This is a genomic window from Neorhizobium sp. BT27B, assembly GCF_050455485.1.
Classification (GTDB): Bacteria; Pseudomonadota; Alphaproteobacteria; order Rhizobiales; family Rhizobiaceae; genus Neorhizobium.
This window is the reverse complement of record NZ_JBCIYT010000005.1, coordinates 192,858-209,591: the sequence shown is the minus strand read 5'-3', so window position 1 is coordinate 209,591 and position 16,734 is coordinate 192,858. Positions and strand designations below refer to the sequence as shown.

Below are 16,734 nucleotides of genomic sequence, written 5' to 3'. Positions count from 1 at the left end.
CCATTGTCTGGCGAGAAGGATGCAGATGGAGAACGCGGGCAGGGGCGCTCGCGAGCAATGCGATCGGCTGGAATGTTGCCGTGTAGAACCGGGTGTGCGTAGTGACTGAGATGAGCAATGCCGATGCCGAAAAGAAAAACGGACATGAAAACTGTCCCACGGCCGTCGGACCCAAAATCGACTATTTCGCCAGCCTGCGCCTGCTTTGGCTCCATGCCGGCAAAAAGCGGCTCACCATCGCAGTGTCTGTTTTCCTTGCTTGCTGTGCCGCCGCGCTGGAACTTGTTCCGCTGTGGCTGGTCTGGCGTCTGGTCGTCGACGTCATTGCGGCAGAAGCGACATTTTCCGGTTTTCTGATCTCCTCCGGGCTGGCCGTTGTCGCCATTCTCGGCGGTTATGGGTTGCAGGCCGCTTCGGTGGCGAAGGCGCATATCGCGGCATTCGGCATCATTCACGACTTGCGGCTGGCGATTGCCGCCCACCTCATGCGGCTGCCGCTCGGCTGGTTTTCAGACCGGACGCTTGGTGAGGCCAAGACGCTCGTGATCGACGAGCCGGAGCGGCTGGAAATGGTTGCGGCACACGGCATTCCGGAAGGCAGCAGCGCGCTGACCACATGGGCCGTGGTTTCGGTCTGGCTGTTCGTCGTCGATTGGCGCATGGCGTTTGCATCGATCGTGCTGACGCCGGTCGCTTTTCTGCTGATCGTGATGGCGACGGTGCGTTCCAGCCGCAAGGTCGGTGCATTTCAGGTGGCCAACCAGCGCATGAATGCAGCCGTGCTTGAATATGTGGCGGGCATGCCGGTGGTGAAAATCTTCAATAGCAGCAGTGAAAGCGTCTCCGGCGCTTCCCGCGCCGTGCGCGACTATGTCGATATAGAACTCGACATCGCTCGCTCCTATGTGCCGCTCGGCGGCGCCTTCAGCGCGCTCGTCCTCGCCAATGTCACCATCATCCTGCCGGTCGGCCTGCTTTTGCTGCAGGCCGGTGAAATCGATATCGCCACCTTGGCTTTTTTCGTCATCCTCGGCTCGGGCTATAGCCTGCCCCTCACCAAACTCTTCAATCTTTTCCAGAACATCGCCCATATTTCCGTGGCGTCGAGATCTGTCGAGGAGGTGCTTAGCACCGCTGCTCAACCGGATACGGGCAGGGAGGTGCAGCTTGCAAACCACGATATCAGCTTCGAAAATGTGTCGTTCGAATATGACAGCCGTGCCGTATTGCATGATCTTTCCTTCACCGCCCGCACGGGCACGGTGACCGCTCTGGTCGGGCCTTCGGGCTCCGGCAAAAGCACGGCGGCGTCGCTCGTTGCCCGTTTCAGCGATATCGCCTCGGGGCGTATCCTGTTCGGCGGGGTGGATATTCGCGACATCGGCCGCGAACAGTTGATGCGGGAAATATCCTTCGTTTTTCAGGATGTGTTTCTGTTCGATGATACGATTGCCGCCAATATCGGCTTCGGGAAACCCGGTGCAAGCGAGGAAGAGATACAGGCCGCCGCGCGCGCTGCGCAGGCCGATGATTTCATTTCGGACCTGCCGCAAGGGTATCAGTCGCGCATCGGGGCATCCGGCATAAACCTGTCAGGTGGGGAGCGTCAGAGAATCGCGATCGCCCGCGCCATCCTAAAGGATGCACCAGTCATCGTTCTCGATGAGGCGACCGCTTTCTGCGATCCCGACAGTGAGGCGCTGATCCAGAAGGCGATTGCCGCCCTAGCAAAGGGGCGAACCCTGATCGTCGTCGCTCACCGGCTTCACACGATCGCGACCGCCGATCAGATCCTCATCCTGTCCGGTGGTAGAATTGTCGAACGGGGTGATCATCAGGCACTGGTGTCCCCGCAGGGTGTTTATGGGCGATTGTGGCAGGATTGGCAGGCTGTGCGCACGACGGCCGTCAGGCCTGTGTCGGGGCGAGCGGCGATGGAGCAGGCGTCGTGAGCAGTGATATCCAGACGGCAAACGTTACCATCCGCTCCGATATCGATGCCGTCAGGCGATTGCTGACCCTTGCCGGGCGATGGCGCGGTCGCCTTCTGTTCGGCCTTGCCCTTCGCCTGCTGCAATCCATCTGTCTCGGTGCAGCCTTTGCCGTCGTTTTATGGGCGCTGGCGACCTTGGCAGAAGAGCCTGCCGTTTCGTCTCGGATGATCTGGCAGGCCGCCCTGCTGATGACATTGTCGCTTGTCGGGCAGGTCGGTTTCGGCATCCTGTCTATGCAGACCTGCTGGCTTGCCAGCCATCATCTCGGCGGCGATCTCCGGCTTTCCATGCTGGAACGTCTTCGTCATCTGCCCATGGGTTTTCACCTGTGCCGCGACAAGGGTGAGACCGTGACCGCCGTGACGGCCGACATCCAGATGCTTGAGGCCTTTTTTGCCGATGGATTTCCGCGCATTGCCCATGCGCTGGGCCTGCCGCTTGCCGCATTCTGTCTGCTCGTCGTGACGGATTGGCCGGCCGCGCTTGTGAGCGTGGTGTCCATCGCCTGCGGTCGGCCGTTCTTTCTCTGGTCGAGCCGCCGTCTCGCCGCACTCTCCGCCAGCCGAAGCACCATGCAGGCGGATGCCGCCACGCGGATGATCGAATTCGTGCAGGGAATGAAGGTCATCCACGCCTTCAACCGTGTCGCCGACGGCTGGACGGGGTTTCGCGGCGCGCTTGATCGTTTCCATGCCATTTCGGTGCGAATGATCACCGCACTCGCCGTGCCGATGATCGGCTTTTCGGCGGTCGTGATGCTCGGCCTGCCCTTGCTGATGGCATTTGTCGGTTATCGCCATTTCGGCGGCAGTGTCTCAAGCGGCTCGGTGGTTGTTGCGCTCGGCCTGATGACATCCCTGTATTTCCCGATCCTCTCGATCGCTGGCGTGATGGAAACGGCGCGTTCTGCCGAAAGCGCGCTCGACCGTATCGATCGCATTTTCGACGCCGCCCCTCTTGCGGAACCGGCAGTGCCTGCGACGCCTGACGGCTTCGATATCCGGTTCGAGAATGTCGGATTTTCATATGTGCAGGGAAAGCCGGTTTTGCGGGATGTCAGTTTTGCCGTGCCGCAGCGGTCGATGACGGCAATCGTCGGGCCGTCCGGCTCCGGCAAAAGCACCCTCCTGAACCTGTTGTCGCGGTTCTGGGACGTCGAGGAAGGCCGTATCACGATCGGCGGGGCGGATCTGCGCCACATGCGTTTCGAAAATCTGGCTGAAAAAATCGCTGTCGTCTTTCAGGACGTATATCTTTTTTCCGGTACGATTGCCGATAACATCGCAGCCGGAAAGCCCGGTGCTACCCTTGGGGAAATCGAGAACGCTGCGCGTCAGGCGCAGGCGCATGATTTCATCATGGCTTTGCCGAATGGCTATTCCAGCCGCGTAGGGGAGGCCGGTGCCACGCTTTCCGGCGGCGAGCGACAACGGATCTCGATTGCACGCGCCATGCTGAAGGATGCACCGATCGTGCTTCTGGACGAGGCGACCGCCGCCGTCGATCCCACCAACGAGCGAGCGATCCAGCTGGCCTTGGCACGGTTGGTGGAAAACAGGACGCTTGTGGTTGTCGCCCATCGCCTGTCGACGATCAGAAATGCCGATCAGATCGTCGTTCTGGATCATGGCCGCGTTGCCGAACAGGGACGGCATGAAGACCTGTTGGCCGGCGATGGGCTGTATGCGCATCTCTGGAACCTGCGCAGTCAGGCTTCATGCTGGCAGATAGGCCGCGTCCAAGAGGATGCGTGAACCTGCAGATCTGCTAGTTCTAAGGCAGAAAATTGCGGCGGACTGCATAATCATGACTTTTTTTGTCATGTTTGTTGCCAATTTGAGAAACATCACTTAGTGTTCGCGTCGAAAGCATGGTGCTTCAGTGTCGGATGCCGCATAGCGCGTGTCCGCAATATGTTGCGTCTGCATTGGTGGGGTCTTCATTGATGGGGTTGTTGCGATGACGCAGTTGCCGGACCATTCTCAGGCACGCTCTTCGGCGGTGTCGGCAAGGGACTTTTCACAGGCATCCATGGTGTTTTGCGATGACTATTCGCTGCTCACCTCGAAGGCTGGCGGTGACGAGGAAAATCCGCTTTTCGAAGGCACGCTCGGCTTCCGTCGGCTCAGCACCGGTATCAATGTCAGCACGGCGCAGATGACGGCGCTGAGCGACAGCGACCATTCCGCCATTTTCCCCCGCTCGCTGAGCATCGTCCTGTCTCTCGAGGGGCGGCCGTCGGAATTCAATGCCGGCAACGGGTGCCGGACGATGACGCTGCAGCCCGGCGAGGCCGCCTTTTTCAGCTTTTCCGACGATGCGCACACCACCGGACGCTACAGTTGCGGCCATCGCTGCAAGTCGATGCTGATCCAGTTGCGGCCCGACCTGATCTCCGAAATCAATCTGGCCGATTTCGTCGAGACGCGCACGCGCAGCAGCGAAATCCTGAGCTTTGCCGCCGATGTGCGGATGAATGCGTTGTGCGGGCAGCTTTTCGATCCCGGTCTTTGTGGAACGGTCGGCTGCCTCCTGATGGAGAGCTACACGCTGGAACTGGTGGCGCGGGCGATCGAGGCGGCCGGGCGCCGCAGCCCTGACCATGCTGCGAGCGTCAAGGGAAATGACCGTATGCGCATGGCGCGCATCCGGGAACTCATGCTGGCGGAGCCGGGTACGGAGCACAGCCTTTCGTCTCTGGCGCGCGAGGCGGGCGTCAGTGTTTCCAGCCTGAAAAACAAGTTCCGCGAAATCTATGGCCAGTCCGTATTCGCCTTTCTGCATGACGTCCGCATGGACCGGGCGCGGCAGGGCATCGAACGGGAAGGCTGGACGGTCAGCCAGGCGGCGCATTTCACAGGCTATCGCCATGGCAGCAATTTCTCGACCGCCTTTCATCGCTATTTCGGTTATTCTCCGGGCCATCTGGCGCGGGGAGAGATTTAGCTCCCCGCATAAGCAATCTGTCCGCTCGCATAGGCCCGCCCTATGGCCGCGACCGCACTGAAACAATAATCTCTCTTTGATTTCAAACCGCTGGTGATTGTCACTGTGGGCCTCTCGGCCCGCAATGGCTTTGCTCGCCCGTTCGACTGGAGTATCGAATGTCGTCCGCATACCATGACCCGCAGAGCCTTGCCCCGGTCCGTACCCTGTCGAAATCCGCGGCTTGCGAAACGGTTTCGCGGCGCACCCGCCTGATGGCGAGTGTTGCTTTCTCCCTGTCGATGGCGGCTGCCGGTGCGGTGTATGCGCAGGATGTGAGAGAGGAAGACAAGGTCAATCGGGTTGCCGCATCGGAACAGTCTTCGGATGGCACCACGGTGCTCGATGTCGTCACCGTCGAAGCCCGTCGCTACGGAGAAAATCCGATCGACGTGCCTGTCAGCGTTTCCGTCGTCGGAGAGGAAAAGATCCAGGAAGAGCGGCTGAACGAGATCCAGGATCTCGCCAACAAGGCCGTCGGCCTGCAGATGCCGAACTATGGTGATGATCCCCGTACCGTTCAGCCCATCGTGCGCGGTGTCGGCACGCTGTCGACCATGCTGTCGCCCGACAACAGCACGGCGCCGACAATCGTCGACGGCGTGCCGATGCCAGCCTTTGCGGCCAATGGCCAGCTGCTGGATGTCGGCCAGGTCGAGGTCCTGCGCGGGCCGCAGGGCACCTTGTTCGGCCGCAATTCCACCGGCGGTGCCATCAACGTATTCAGCGTCACGCCCACGGACGAAACGATCCGTCAGGTGACCGCGGAAATCGGTACTGAAGGGTATCGCAAGGGTGAATTTCTGCTGGGTGGCGCCATCAACGAGGAGCTGATGGGGCGCTTCTCGATGCGTTATCTCAGCCGCGGCGCCTATGTCACCAACGACCACCCCGGTCAGGAAGATATCGGCGGGTTCGATCTCGGCGCGGTAAAGGGTACTTTCCTGCTGACGCCCGGCGATGCCACCGAAGTCAAGCTCAGCCTCGGTTACGAGCGTTACGTCGGCGAGACGGGTTATCCCTATTTGCTGCGTGACGGAAACGCCTGGCAGGAAACGCCGGAATTTCGCCGCAGCCTTGCCTACACCACGCTCAATGTGTCGCATGAATTCGAAAACTTTGCGCTGAAGACGACGACCGGCTTCACCCATTACGACATCTACAACTGGACCGACAATTCGGACGGTTACATCAACAGCGCCACGTTCGGCGCTTACGGCATGCCGGTTCCGGTCTCCGCCTATACCTATGACGGTGACGTCAACATCACCGACCAGCGGGAAAACCAGTTCTACCAGGAAGTCCGCCTGCAGTCGCTGGAAGGCGCGGATACCAAGTGGGTCGTCGGCGGAGTGTTTTCCTATAACGACTTCAACGAAAGCACCTACGGCACCTCCAGCATGTCCGCGTCGATCAACGGTACGCGCGATGTCAACCTGACCTCCTCTTCCTCTGCCGTGTTCTTCGATATTGCCCAGCCGCTCGGCGAAAAATTCGAGATAGGCGGTGGCCTGCGCTACACCCACGAGCGCAAGGGCATCGATGCGCTCTTTACCGGTACCTCGCCATTGACGGTCGCAAGTTATGCGCAGGACAGCTCGCGCAATTTCGATATGCTGTCGGGCCGCATGTCGCTCAGCTACAAGCTGACGGAAGATAGCCTGGTCTATGGCAGCATCAGCCGCGGCAACAAGGCGGGCGGTTATCCGCGCTTCACCGGTAACGCCGCCATCGGCCTGCCGGAAGACGGTTACGATGACACCTCCATCTGGGCGTATGAGCTTGGCTGGAAGGCGCAGTTCCCGGATGCCGGCACCACCGTCTCGCTGGCCGGTTTCTACAACGACGTGAAGGACGAGGCGATCTTCGGCTATGATCCGATGACCACCACCTTCCCGATCGAGAATTTCGATCTCGAAAACTACGGTTTCGAACTCGAAGCCCGCAAGGAATTCGACAACGGCTTCAGTCTTGTCGGTGGGGTCACCTACACGCATTCGGAAATCACCGGCATTCCGGAAAATGGTGTACTGGCGGCTGCCGTCGGCAACGAAACGCCGAACGTGCCGCGCTGGTCGGGCAATCTCGGCATCGCCTATCGCGGGCCTGCCGATTTCCTGCAGATGTCGAGCGACCCGGAACTCTCCGGTTATCTCGGCTATCGCTACGTTGGCAAGCGCGCCGGCGATACCGGCAACAATTTCGAGCTGGATGCACAGCACGTCGTCGATGCGCGTATCGGTCTGACGATCGATCAGACGGAATTCTATGTGTTCGGTGAAAATCTGGTCGGCGAAAGGCTCGAGCAGCAGGGCGCCAACATGACCGGTTCCATCAATTCGGTCCTCGTCTCGCGCGGACGCACCATCGGTATCGGCATGACCGCCAAGTTCTGATCGCGCTGCGAACCGTCGAAAAATGGCCGGCAGCGAATTGCCGGCCACTCCCAAGGAGAAGCATACCCCATGAAGCCAGCCCATTGGATACTGATTGCCAGCCTGTACGTGACCCAGTTCCTTCCGGTCTCGTTCTTCTTCATGGGCTTGCCGGCAATTCTGCGGGCGCAGGGCAAGACGCTCGAGGAAATCGGCGCGCTTTATCTGCTGGGCTTCGTCTGGGTGTTCAAAATCCTCTGGGCGCCGCTTGTCGATCGTGTGTCCTTCGGACGTCTCGGCCACTATCGCGGCTGGCTGATTGCCATGCAGACGGCAATGGTCGGCATGCTGCTGCTTGTCAGCCAGATCGATGGTCTGGCCAACTTTCCGCTGCTCGTCATCCTCGGCCTTATCCTGACCGTGTTTTCTGCCACGCAGGATATCGCCACGGATGCCATCACATGCCGCCTGCTGACGCCTGAAAATCGCGGCATCGGCAACAGTATTCAGGTCGCAGGCGGCCTGGTCGGCATCATGCTCGGTGGCGGCGCAACGCTTGCGCTTTACGCCCACATCGGCTGGGCCGGCTGCTTCCTTCTGATGGCCGCAGTGGTTGGCATATGCCTCGCCCAGATCCTGTTTTTCCGTGAACCATCTACAGAGAAAATCACGCAGCAGCGCGTGCCGTATTCCCGTATCTGGCGCATCTGGCGCGAGCCGGGCATGGGCACCTGGGCATTGTTGATGATGATCGTTCCGCTCGGCGTGGGCATGATCTTTGCCATGCTCAGCCCGATGCTGGTCGATATCGGCTGGTCTCTGGAGGCGGTGGGCTTCACACTCAATATCGTTGGGTCGCTGGTCGGTCTTGCGGCGGTCGCCGCAACCGGCGTCCTGATCCGGAAATTCGGTCGCCGGCCGATCCTTGTCGCCGCCGCCTTCATCCAGGCCGCCATCATTCTCAGCGTATTGCCGCTGGCCTACGGCGCAACGACAATGCCTGTCATCCTGCCCGGCGTGGTGCTGGTTTTCCTCATCTACAATCCGGTCGCCACCGTCATGCTGACGATCATGATGGACCGCACCGCCACCGGCAGTGAGGGAACGGATTTTACCGTCCAGTACAGTCTCTACAGTTTTATGGGTTTCCTGTCGGGCACGGTTGCTCTTCAGGTGGCAGGGGCTGCCGGCTATCCGGTAATGGTGGCAATCGCTGCCGTGCTGGCCGTGGTCGCCGGGTTGCTCGCCATCCGGCTTTATCGCGCAAGCCCGCAGTCCGCGCCGTGCGATGATGTTGCCGTCAACACCTTTCAAACAGCCGTACATCAGGCAGCCGTACAGGCACGCGGCTGATCGCGTGCAGATTTCAATGCAAGAGGAAAGTCACTGTCCAAGGTTTCCAGCCAGCATCGGGTGTTTCATGAAACAACAGATCAGACAGTTTGACGACATTCATGTCGCGGGTCTTGATAACGAGACGGAAGACGGCCTGAGCGCCGAAATCATGCAACTCGATCATGGGATCAAGCTCACGGTGGTCAAAGGCGAGGTTGCCGAGGATTGCAAGTTTCCTCTGCCATTGCGCCGTCATGCGCTGACCATGGTTTTCGTTGCGGCCGGCACGGTCAGTCTTGCCGCCAAGGTGCCGCAGGGCCGCGTCGTTCTCGGAGCGGGAGATGCGGGCCTGCTATCCGCAGGTTTTGCCTTCGGTCCCACGATATTGTCCGCCACCGAGAAATTATCGGCGGTCTTCGTGGAATTGCCGCGCGTCTACATGACCAAGGTTTTTGCGGAGCTGTGCCCGGAAGGGCTGCGGTCGTTTGTCGAAAACGATCCCTCGGAAAGGGTCTATCGCGAGATCCCGTCCTGCGCGTCGATCCAGTCGGTATTGCACCAGATGTCGGCCGCACCGGTCGGCATCTCCCTGCGCTCGCTTTTCCTCACCAGCAAGACCTATGAACTGGTGGCGCTTGGACTGGAACGCCTCAGCATCGAAAACTGCGATTGCCGGCTGACACCGGCGGATGTGGAGCGGCTGAAGCGTGCGCGCGACATTCTGAGCGAAAATCTCAGTGATCCGCCGTCACTGATCGCATTGGCGCATGAGGTCGGGATCAACGACTTCAAGCTGAAAAAGGGCTTTAAAATGCTCTTTGACAACACCCCGTTCGGTTATCTGAAGGAACGCCGGATGATTGCCGCGCGCAGCGCCCTGATGAAGGGTGAACAGTCGGTGACGACGGTCGCAAACCAGGTCGGATACACCAATCTCGGCCACTTTGCCGCCGCCTTCCGCAAACAGTTCGGCACGACACCGAAGGCGATGAAAAAAGTATCGCGCATACAGATCGGCAAACCGGTCAGGGATGGCGGAATTTTGGGTGGGGCGGCCGTTTAGGTCGCCTGCGCAATTTTGAAAAGAGGAGAGCTTACATGCGGCTGACCCGCCAGACGGAAATTGCCATCAGCATCCTCATCTCCTGTGCCAGAGGCGGCAGGCTGATCGACACACAGTTTGCCGCCGCCGAGGCTCACACCACGAAGGATCACGCGGCGCAGGTGCTGAAGGCCATGGTGCGGGCTGGATGGATAGAGACGCGTCGCGGACGGGGAGGCGGTTTGAGCCTGGCAGTGGATGCTGATCAACTCCTGCTCGGCGACATTGTCAGGACCATGCAGCCGGCCAGTTTTCAGCCGGCGCCGTGCGCATCTGAAACAATGGAGAGATCTCTGGTCTCCGTTCTCGTCGATGCCAGCACGGCGGTTCATGATTTTCTGGACTGTTATTCGATCGCGGATCTTGTCGAGAACTGTCCCGGAAACGCTTCGATTGCCAAACCGAAACGTGTGGCGCCCTCCATGACCGCGATGTCGCGTGTGGCCGAAGGCGCCGGAATTTAGCCCTGCCGGCGGCGGCGATCGCCTGTTCGGCAATCGTGCAACTCGCCGCCAGAATTTTTTTAAAATATTTGTCTTAGGAACTCAGGTTTTCGTGTTTCCAGATCGTATGGGGACTGAGCGGCGCTGATCAGGCCCGCAATGAACGATCTTGAGGGGCATGGGATATGTTGGAAAAAATCGGCGGCCGGTTGGCCGGGCTCGGACTTGGCTTTACCCTGATGACGACGACGAGCATGTTTGCGGTTGTCGCTGTGGCGCAGGCTCAGGAAACGGTTCGCACCCACGAGTTTCGCATTCCCGCCCAAAACGTCGCCTCCGCTCTGGTGCGCTTTTCTGCCCTGACCGGCTTCAGCGTCGTTTATGATGGCACATTGCCGGGCAATGCCCGCAGCAAGGCCGTTGCCGGCCGTCTGTCGGAGCAGCAGGCCTTGCAGCAATTGCTGTCCGGCACCGGACTGACCTTCCGTTTTGGTGCAAACGATACCGTCACCATCATCGCACCGCCGGCAGTAACCGGCGCCGTTTCGGCAGACGGCACTACCGTGCTCGGTGCCATCGTTGTCGAAGGCGAATCCGGTCGCAGCTATGTGGCCGGCGACAGCAGCGTCGGCACCAAGACCGATACGCCATTGCGCGACGTGCCGCAGTCCATCCAGGTGGTCAAGCGCAGCGTGATCGAGGACCAGCAGGCGACGTCGCTGACGCAAGCGCTCGAAAATGTGTCCAACGTGCGTGAAAGCTCCACCGCCGGCAACCGCGCCGCCACCTATATTACCCGTGGCTTTGCCTCCAACACGTATGCCATCGACGGCTCGGTCCTCAATGCCACCGGCAGCCGTCCAGAGGTCAATCCTGATCTCGCCGGCATCGAGCGCGTCGAGGTGCTGAAGGGCCCTGCCTCGGTTCTTTACGGTCGCGGCGAGCCCGGCGGCCTGATCAACCTCGTCACCCGCCGCCCCACACCCACTCCGACAGCGGAAGTGAAAACCCAGGTCGGCAGTTTTGGTTTTCGTCGCGCCGAAGCCACTGCCAGCGGTGCCCTCAATGAAGATGGCACGTTGACCGGCCGTGTTACCGGTGCAGCTCAGCGGGAAGAGGGATTTGTCGACGAGCGGCGCGACAGCGAACGTCAGTATATTGGTGGGGTGCTGGAATGGGCGCCGGACGAGGACACGAAGGTCTCGCTCAGCGTTGATCATACGCGTCAGGAGCAGCCTTACGACCGAGGTCTGATCGTCACGGAAGACAACGAGATCAATTGGCCGGCGGAACGTTTCCTCGGCGAACGTTGGTCAATGGTGGATAGCCACAAGACCCGCGTCGCTCTGACGGCCGAACACCAAGCGCTGGACTGGCTGAAGTTTCGAGGCAGTGTGCGTTATGATGCTGCTCTTACCCACGATACCGGCATCGATTTTGAGGGGCTGGACGAAGACGACAGCAGCCTGATGACCCGGCGTTATACCGACCGCATCGAGGACATGCAGAACTTCAATGGCCAGTTCGAGGGCATCATGACCTTCGACACCGGCAATATCGGGCACACTGTTCTGGCTGGTGTCGAGCGTGTGCATTCACGGATGGATTTCTGGCGTCGACGCGCGAGTGTCGCTCCCATCAACATCTATGACCCGGTCTATGGTGCGCCCATGCTGCCGGCGACCTCCGGCGCGCTGGAATACATCCAGGACATCGTGGCAACCTCCGTATACCTTCAGGACCAGATCGATATCAGCGACCAGTGGAAACTGCTCGGCGGCTTGCGCTACGATACCTTTGAAAGCGAAATGGGTGTCCGCGTTGGCTCAGGTGAACCTGCAACAAATGACTCTGCCATGACAGGCCGCATCGGTCTCGTCTATCAGCCGACCAACACGACATCGCTATACACGAGCTACTCGACCAGCTTCATGCCGCAGAATGGATTCGGTGTCGGAAATACGGCGCTTGACGCTCAGGAAGGATGGCAGATCGAGGCGGGCATCAAGGCTGACCTCACCGACAGGATTTCCGCGACATTCTCCGTCTTCCAGATCACAAAGAGCAATGTCGCTGTCGATGTCGCCGGCGAGGATTACTCCATATTGACAGGTGAGCAGCGGTCGCGCGGCGCCGAACTCGATATTACCGGCGAGATCACTGACGGCTGGCAGGTCATTGCCTCGCTTGGTTATGTGGATGCGGAAATTACCAAGGATGATAACTATCAGGTCGGCAACCGGCTGGTCGGCGCACCTCGGTGGAGCGGCAGCCTGTGGACGACCTACGAGTTCCAGACGGGAACATTGGAAGGCCTGAAGCTCGGCACCGGCGTGACCGCCGTCGGCAAGCGCACCGGCGACTTGGACAACAGTTTCTATGTCGACGGATATTACCGCGTCGATGCGTCGGTTTCCTACAAGATCAACGACAATCTGGATTTCTCGCTTATCGGCCGCAATCTGACCGACCAGCGCTATATCGAAAGCACCGCCAGCCGTACAGAAAACCATGCCGGCGCGCCGATCAATTTCATGGCGGCGCTCAAGGCGTCGTTCTGACTTTGATTGCCGCCGCGCCGCAAAACGGGCAGGGCGCACTGGCCCTGTCACTGAAAGATGTCGGGTTCAGCTATGGCCGTCGCGCCGTGCTGGACGCCATCTCGCTCGACTTTGCCCGTGGTCAGTTCGTGGCGGTGGTCGGGCCGAACGGCTGTGGCAAGAGCACGCTTTTGAAAGTGATGGCGGGCTTGCTTCAGCCGAGCCAGGGCGCAGTTCTGGTCGAGGGCGCGCCACTCGCGGGAACATCGCGCAAAAAACTCGCCCGAAAACTTTCCATGCTGGCGCAGTCCAACGAGGCGCCGGAAGGCATGGTCGTGCGCGATCTGGTGGGCATGGGCCGCTTTGCCCATGAGGGCTGGCTCAGCAGTGGTTCGCCGGAGGATCTGCGGCATGTGCAGACGGCCATGGATATCATGGAGGTTTGCGACCTTGCCGAGCGCCGCGTAGGGGAACTTTCGGGCGGTCAGTTGCAGCGTTGCCGCATGGCAATGACGCTGGCACAGGATGCCGGCATTCTGCTTCTCGACGAGCCGACCAACCATCTCGATCTGCGATACCAATATGCGCTTTTGGAAACGGCGCGCATGCAGGCGGCATCAGGCCGCGCAGTGATCGCCGTCCTGCACGATCTCACCCATGCCAGCCTTTATGCCGACCGCATCATCCTGATGGCGAAGGGAAAAGTGGTGGCTGAAGGCCCTCCGGCAGATGTTCTCACCACCGGAAACGTGGCTGAAGTCTACGGGATTTCCACCGTCGCAATGCCTTTTGGGCGCGCCGTCGTGCACCTGCCGGAAAGTGCATTGGTCGAAAAACGACAGCCTGCCGGAGAACGGAAATGAAGGCGGGTTCCGGCCTTGCCTTGCTGTCTGTTGCGGTGGTCGCCCTTGCTCTCCTGCATCTGATGGCCGGCGCCCGCCTTGCCTCGCCGGGCGTGGTGCTGGATGCATTGTTGAACCACGATCCGCGCAACTACCAGCACGTCGTCGTGGTCAAGCAACGGCTGACACGGCTGCTGGTCGCCGGTTATTCCGGTGCGGTTCTGGCCGTTTCGGGCATGCTGCTGCAAAAGGTGTTGCGCAACGATCTCGTTTCTCCGTCCACACTCGGCATCAATAGCGGCGCGGTCACGTTTGTCGTGCTCGGCATCTATGCGTTCGGCCTCGATGGCGCGGCGCTGTTCTGGCCGGCCCTGCTGGGCGGTGTTTTTGCCGTCGCGGTAACATTTCTCGCCGCGGGTCTGGTTCGCCAGGGCGCGCGGGATCCGTTGTCGCTCATTCTTGGTGGCGCCATGACCGCCACATTGTTTTCGTCGGCCACAACCTTCGTGATCTCGATCGATCCGGATCGGTTTGGAAAACTGCTGGGCTGGCTGGTCGGTGACATCGGCAATTTCGACTATCAGCCGCTTATCTATCTGTGGCCCGTCGGTTTGCTGGGCATCGGTATGGCGCTCGCGTTATGCCGGCCGATCGACCTGCTGACGCTCGGCACCGAACAGGCCGCGACACTGGGCGCCGATCCACGCTTCGTGCGCGGCGGGGCATTGGCGCTCGCCATTCCGCTTGCCATCTCCGCCGTCTGTGTTGTCGGACCGATCGGTTTCGTGGGGCTGATCGCGCCGCATGTCGCGCGCCTTCTGCTTGGTGAAACGGGCCGGAGCACGATGGTGTTTTGCGCTCTGACCGGTGCCGTCATCGTCATTGCGGCCGATATGGCCGCGCGCACGCTGCTTGCCCCGCAACTCCTGCAGGTCGGAACGGTGATGGCGCTGTGCGGCGGCGTCGCATTCCTTGCCATCATCCTCACCACCTTGCGGCGGCGGGCGGCCTGATGCGGCTTCCTTCGATACGTAAAGCAGCATTCGTCATCCGCATCGGCCGTGTCGTGCACCTGCCCATCGCGCTGAGATCTTCAGCCGTTATCCTCGGTCTCGGCCTTGTCCTGGCTCTCGCCGCATTGATATCGCTCCAGCTCGGTTCCACCGCGATCAGCCTGGGGCAGGTACTGCACTGGCTTGCCCCATTCACAACCACGGAGCCGGAAACCGCCTCGATCATGCGGTTGCGCTGGCCGCGCATTGCCGTGGCCATTCTTGGCGGTGCCATGGTTTCGGTCTCGGGTTATCTGTTGCAGGTGGTTGCCCGCAATGGTCTGGCCGATCCCGGCCTGCTCGGCATATCGCAGGGCAGCATGGCGGCGATCATCCTTGGTGGTGCGTTGTTCGGCCTGTCGCCGGCATGGCTTGCCTGGGTCGGTCTGCTGGGCGGGTTTCTGACCGCCGCGATCGTTCTGACGCTCGCCTATCGCCTCGCTTCCGCAACCGGACTTATTCTGGTCGGCCTCGCCGTCGGTATCGTGCTTGGCGCCGCGATAGAGATCGTCATGGTGCAGGGCGGCATGCTGCAATTTGCCCGGCTGCTGGCGTGGTCACACGGCTCGCTGACGGCTGCATCTCCTGCCAGTACGGGCATGATGGCTCTGTGGGCGGCGATATTGCTGCCGCTCTGCCTGCTGGTTTCGGGGCGAATGATGCCGCTTCTGCTCGGGCATGAGCAGGCGGCTGGCCTTGGCGCGTCACCGCGGCGGCTGTCGCTCGGTCTCACCCTGCTTGCCGCGGCGCTGGTGGCGCCGGTGGTGGCGGCCGTCGGTCCCATATCGTTTCTCGGCCTGATCGCCGGCCATATCTCCCGCAGGCTTGTCGGTGAACGCCCGACTGCGGTCGTGCCGGTCGCCATGCTGTGCGGTGCCCTCATCCTGCTCACCGCCGATACCGTCGGCCGCACGCTTTTTCTGCCGGTTATCGTGCCGGCCGGCATTCTCGTTTCCATTGCCGGGGTGCTGACCTTCCTCGTTGCCGCCCGCCTTTCCCGCACACGATATTAGGAGTTCCCACATGCGCTTCGCCACCTTCGTTCTGGCGGCCGTCCTTGGTTTTGCCGCCACCGCTGCCACCGCACGCACGGTCACCGATCATTCAGGGCATGTGGTGGAGGTGCCGGATGCGCCGCAACGGATACTCTCGCTGCATGACTGGACCTTGACGGTGATGACGCGGGAGCTCGGCGCGCCGCTGATTGCCAGCAGTGGTCGGCTTGCGCCGGATGGCAGTACATTCATCCGTGGCGGTCGCGAACTGTTCGGGCTGGATTTCAGCCAGATCGAGCTTGCGTCGATCCATGGCAAGCCCGATCTCGAGCGTATTCGTTCCCTGAAGCCCGATCTCATCGTCGCCAATGCCGGGGATTACGACGCTCTGCAGGAACAGTTGTCGAGCATCGCGCCGACCCTGATGTTCGACGCCGAGAATGGCCGGCCACCGTTCGAACTCTACCGCGAATATGCCGGCTGGATCGGTCGCTCGGAACAGTTCGAAACCCTGAAAGCTGCTTACGACAAGCGCATTGCCATGACGCGATCAAAACTGCCGGCAACCTTCGTGTCTGGCACCTATTCCGCCATTCTCACCAATGGTCGCGATGGCACGCTCACCCTTCTGAAGGAATACGGCGTGCTGACCACTGTCCTCGATGACCTTGGCATGAAGCGCATCGCCCTGAGCGAGGCTGTTTCCACCGGTCAGAGCCGCATGACGATCGGCGCCGAACTCATCGGCGAAATCGATGCGGATCTCATCGTCACGTCGTTTCTTCCTGAAAACGGAGAAAATGAAAGCAGCGTCTTTACCGACCTCGCCCGCATCGCGCCGGGTTATGAAGGTTTTCTGCGCGCATACGAAACGAAGCGCATTTTCAGCTTCTCCCGTTATGAAGTTTATCCGCCAAGCTTTCGCGGTGCGGATATCCTGCTGGACCAGCTCTAGAACCGCTGTCGAAAATCAGAGGAATCACCCAGGTCAGACAGCTATCTTAACAGGTTGATATGCGCGGCATGCCGGTCGATTGGAATGCTGCGGGCAAATACCGATGCGGCGAAGCG

12 protein-coding genes are annotated in these 16,734 nt (G+C 60.4%); all 12 read left to right on the top strand.

Going from position 1 to position 16,734, the window contains the following annotated elements; all coding sequences use genetic code 11:
• Nucleotides 1–110 precede the first annotated feature (110 nt).
• The 12 genes from AAIH70_RS15285 to AAIH70_RS15230 all read left to right on the top strand — a co-directional run bounded on the left by AAIH70_RS15285 (nucleotide 111) and on the right by AAIH70_RS15230 (nucleotide 16,618).
• Nucleotides 111–1,952, top strand: a complete 1,842-nt coding sequence (locus AAIH70_RS15285; RefSeq protein ID WP_132275798.1) for an ABC transporter ATP-binding protein — start codon at nucleotides 111–113, stop codon at nucleotides 1,950–1,952.
• Entirely contained in the window at nucleotides 1,949–3,748 is a 1,800-nt protein-coding gene (locus tag AAIH70_RS15280) for an ABC transporter ATP-binding protein (protein ID WP_132274175.1), read from the top strand. The genes AAIH70_RS15285 and AAIH70_RS15280 overlap by 4 nt, the downstream gene beginning before the upstream one ends.
• A gap of 205 nt (nucleotides 3,749–3,953) precedes the next feature.
• On the top strand, nucleotides 3,954–4,940 hold the full coding sequence (locus AAIH70_RS15275) for a helix-turn-helix transcriptional regulator (RefSeq protein ID WP_132274173.1): 987 nt from the start codon (nucleotides 3,954–3,956) through the stop codon (nucleotides 4,938–4,940).
• Nucleotides 4,941–5,098: 158 nt separating this feature from the next.
• Complete coding sequence (locus tag AAIH70_RS15270; RefSeq protein ID WP_132274170.1) at nucleotides 5,099–7,375, top strand: TonB-dependent receptor; 2,277 nt, start codon at nucleotides 5,099–5,101, stop codon at nucleotides 7,373–7,375.
• 69 nt (nucleotides 7,376–7,444) lie between these two features.
• Nucleotides 7,445–8,707 carry an MFS transporter gene (locus AAIH70_RS15265; RefSeq protein WP_132274167.1) on the top strand — a complete coding sequence of 421 codons (1,263 nt, stop codon included), beginning with the start codon at nucleotides 7,445–7,447 and terminating at the stop codon, nucleotides 8,705–8,707.
• Between the two features lie 67 nt (nucleotides 8,708–8,774).
• Nucleotides 8,775–9,752, top strand: coding sequence for a helix-turn-helix transcriptional regulator (locus tag AAIH70_RS15260; RefSeq protein WP_165932024.1), 978 nt, complete (start codon nucleotides 8,775–8,777; stop codon nucleotides 9,750–9,752).
• 35 nt (nucleotides 9,753–9,787) lie between these two features.
• Entirely contained in the window at nucleotides 9,788–10,255 is a 468-nt protein-coding gene (locus AAIH70_RS15255) for an RrF2 family transcriptional regulator (protein WP_132274161.1), read from the top strand.
• 164 nt (nucleotides 10,256–10,419) lie between these two features.
• The gene (locus AAIH70_RS15250) at nucleotides 10,420–12,795 is read left to right on the top strand and encodes a TonB-dependent siderophore receptor (RefSeq protein ID WP_132274158.1); all 2,376 of its coding nucleotides are present in this window, start codon (nucleotides 10,420–10,422) and stop codon (nucleotides 12,793–12,795) included.
• A 2-nt stretch (nucleotides 12,796–12,797) separates the two neighbouring features.
• Nucleotides 12,798–13,637, top strand: coding sequence for an ABC transporter ATP-binding protein (locus tag AAIH70_RS15245; protein WP_165932023.1), 840 nt, complete (start codon nucleotides 12,798–12,800; stop codon nucleotides 13,635–13,637).
• The gene (locus tag AAIH70_RS15240) at nucleotides 13,634–14,629 is read left to right on the top strand and encodes a FecCD family ABC transporter permease (RefSeq protein WP_132274153.1); all 996 of its coding nucleotides are present in this window, start codon (nucleotides 13,634–13,636) and stop codon (nucleotides 14,627–14,629) included. Before AAIH70_RS15245 ends, AAIH70_RS15240 begins: the two co-directional genes overlap by 4 nt.
• Nucleotides 14,629–15,681: a FecCD family ABC transporter permease gene (locus AAIH70_RS15235; protein ID WP_132274151.1), complete on the top strand. Its 1,053-nt coding sequence runs from the start codon at nucleotides 14,629–14,631 to the stop codon at nucleotides 15,679–15,681. Before AAIH70_RS15240 ends, AAIH70_RS15235 begins: the two co-directional genes overlap by 1 nt.
• Nucleotides 15,682–15,691: 10 nt before the next feature.
• Complete coding sequence (locus AAIH70_RS15230) at nucleotides 15,692–16,618, top strand: ABC transporter substrate-binding protein (RefSeq protein WP_132274148.1); 927 nt, start codon at nucleotides 15,692–15,694, stop codon at nucleotides 16,616–16,618.
• Nucleotides 16,619–16,734 lie beyond the last annotated feature (116 nt).

Coding starts and splice junctions, on each gene's coding strand:
- AAIH70_RS15255 (WP_132274161.1), top strand. CDS start 9,788: ATGCGGCTGACCCGCCAGACGGAAATTGCCATCAGCATCCTCATCTCC.
- AAIH70_RS15275 (WP_132274173.1), top strand. CDS start 3,954: ATGACGCAGTTGCCGGACCATTCTCAGGCACGCTCTTCGGCGGTGTCG.
- AAIH70_RS15235 (WP_132274151.1), top strand. CDS start 14,629: ATGCGGCTTCCTTCGATACGTAAAGCAGCATTCGTCATCCGCATCGGC.
- AAIH70_RS15265 (WP_132274167.1), top strand. CDS start 7,445: ATGAAGCCAGCCCATTGGATACTGATTGCCAGCCTGTACGTGACCCAG.
- AAIH70_RS15230 (WP_132274148.1), top strand. CDS start 15,692: ATGCGCTTCGCCACCTTCGTTCTGGCGGCCGTCCTTGGTTTTGCCGCC.
- AAIH70_RS15240 (WP_132274153.1), top strand. CDS start 13,634: ATGAAGGCGGGTTCCGGCCTTGCCTTGCTGTCTGTTGCGGTGGTCGCC.
- AAIH70_RS15285 (WP_132275798.1), top strand. CDS start 111: ATGAGCAATGCCGATGCCGAAAAGAAAAACGGACATGAAAACTGTCCC.
- AAIH70_RS15250 (WP_132274158.1), top strand. CDS start 10,420: ATGTTGGAAAAAATCGGCGGCCGGTTGGCCGGGCTCGGACTTGGCTTT.
- AAIH70_RS15260 (WP_165932024.1), top strand. CDS start 8,775: ATGAAACAACAGATCAGACAGTTTGACGACATTCATGTCGCGGGTCTT.
- AAIH70_RS15270 (WP_132274170.1), top strand. CDS start 5,099: ATGTCGTCCGCATACCATGACCCGCAGAGCCTTGCCCCGGTCCGTACC.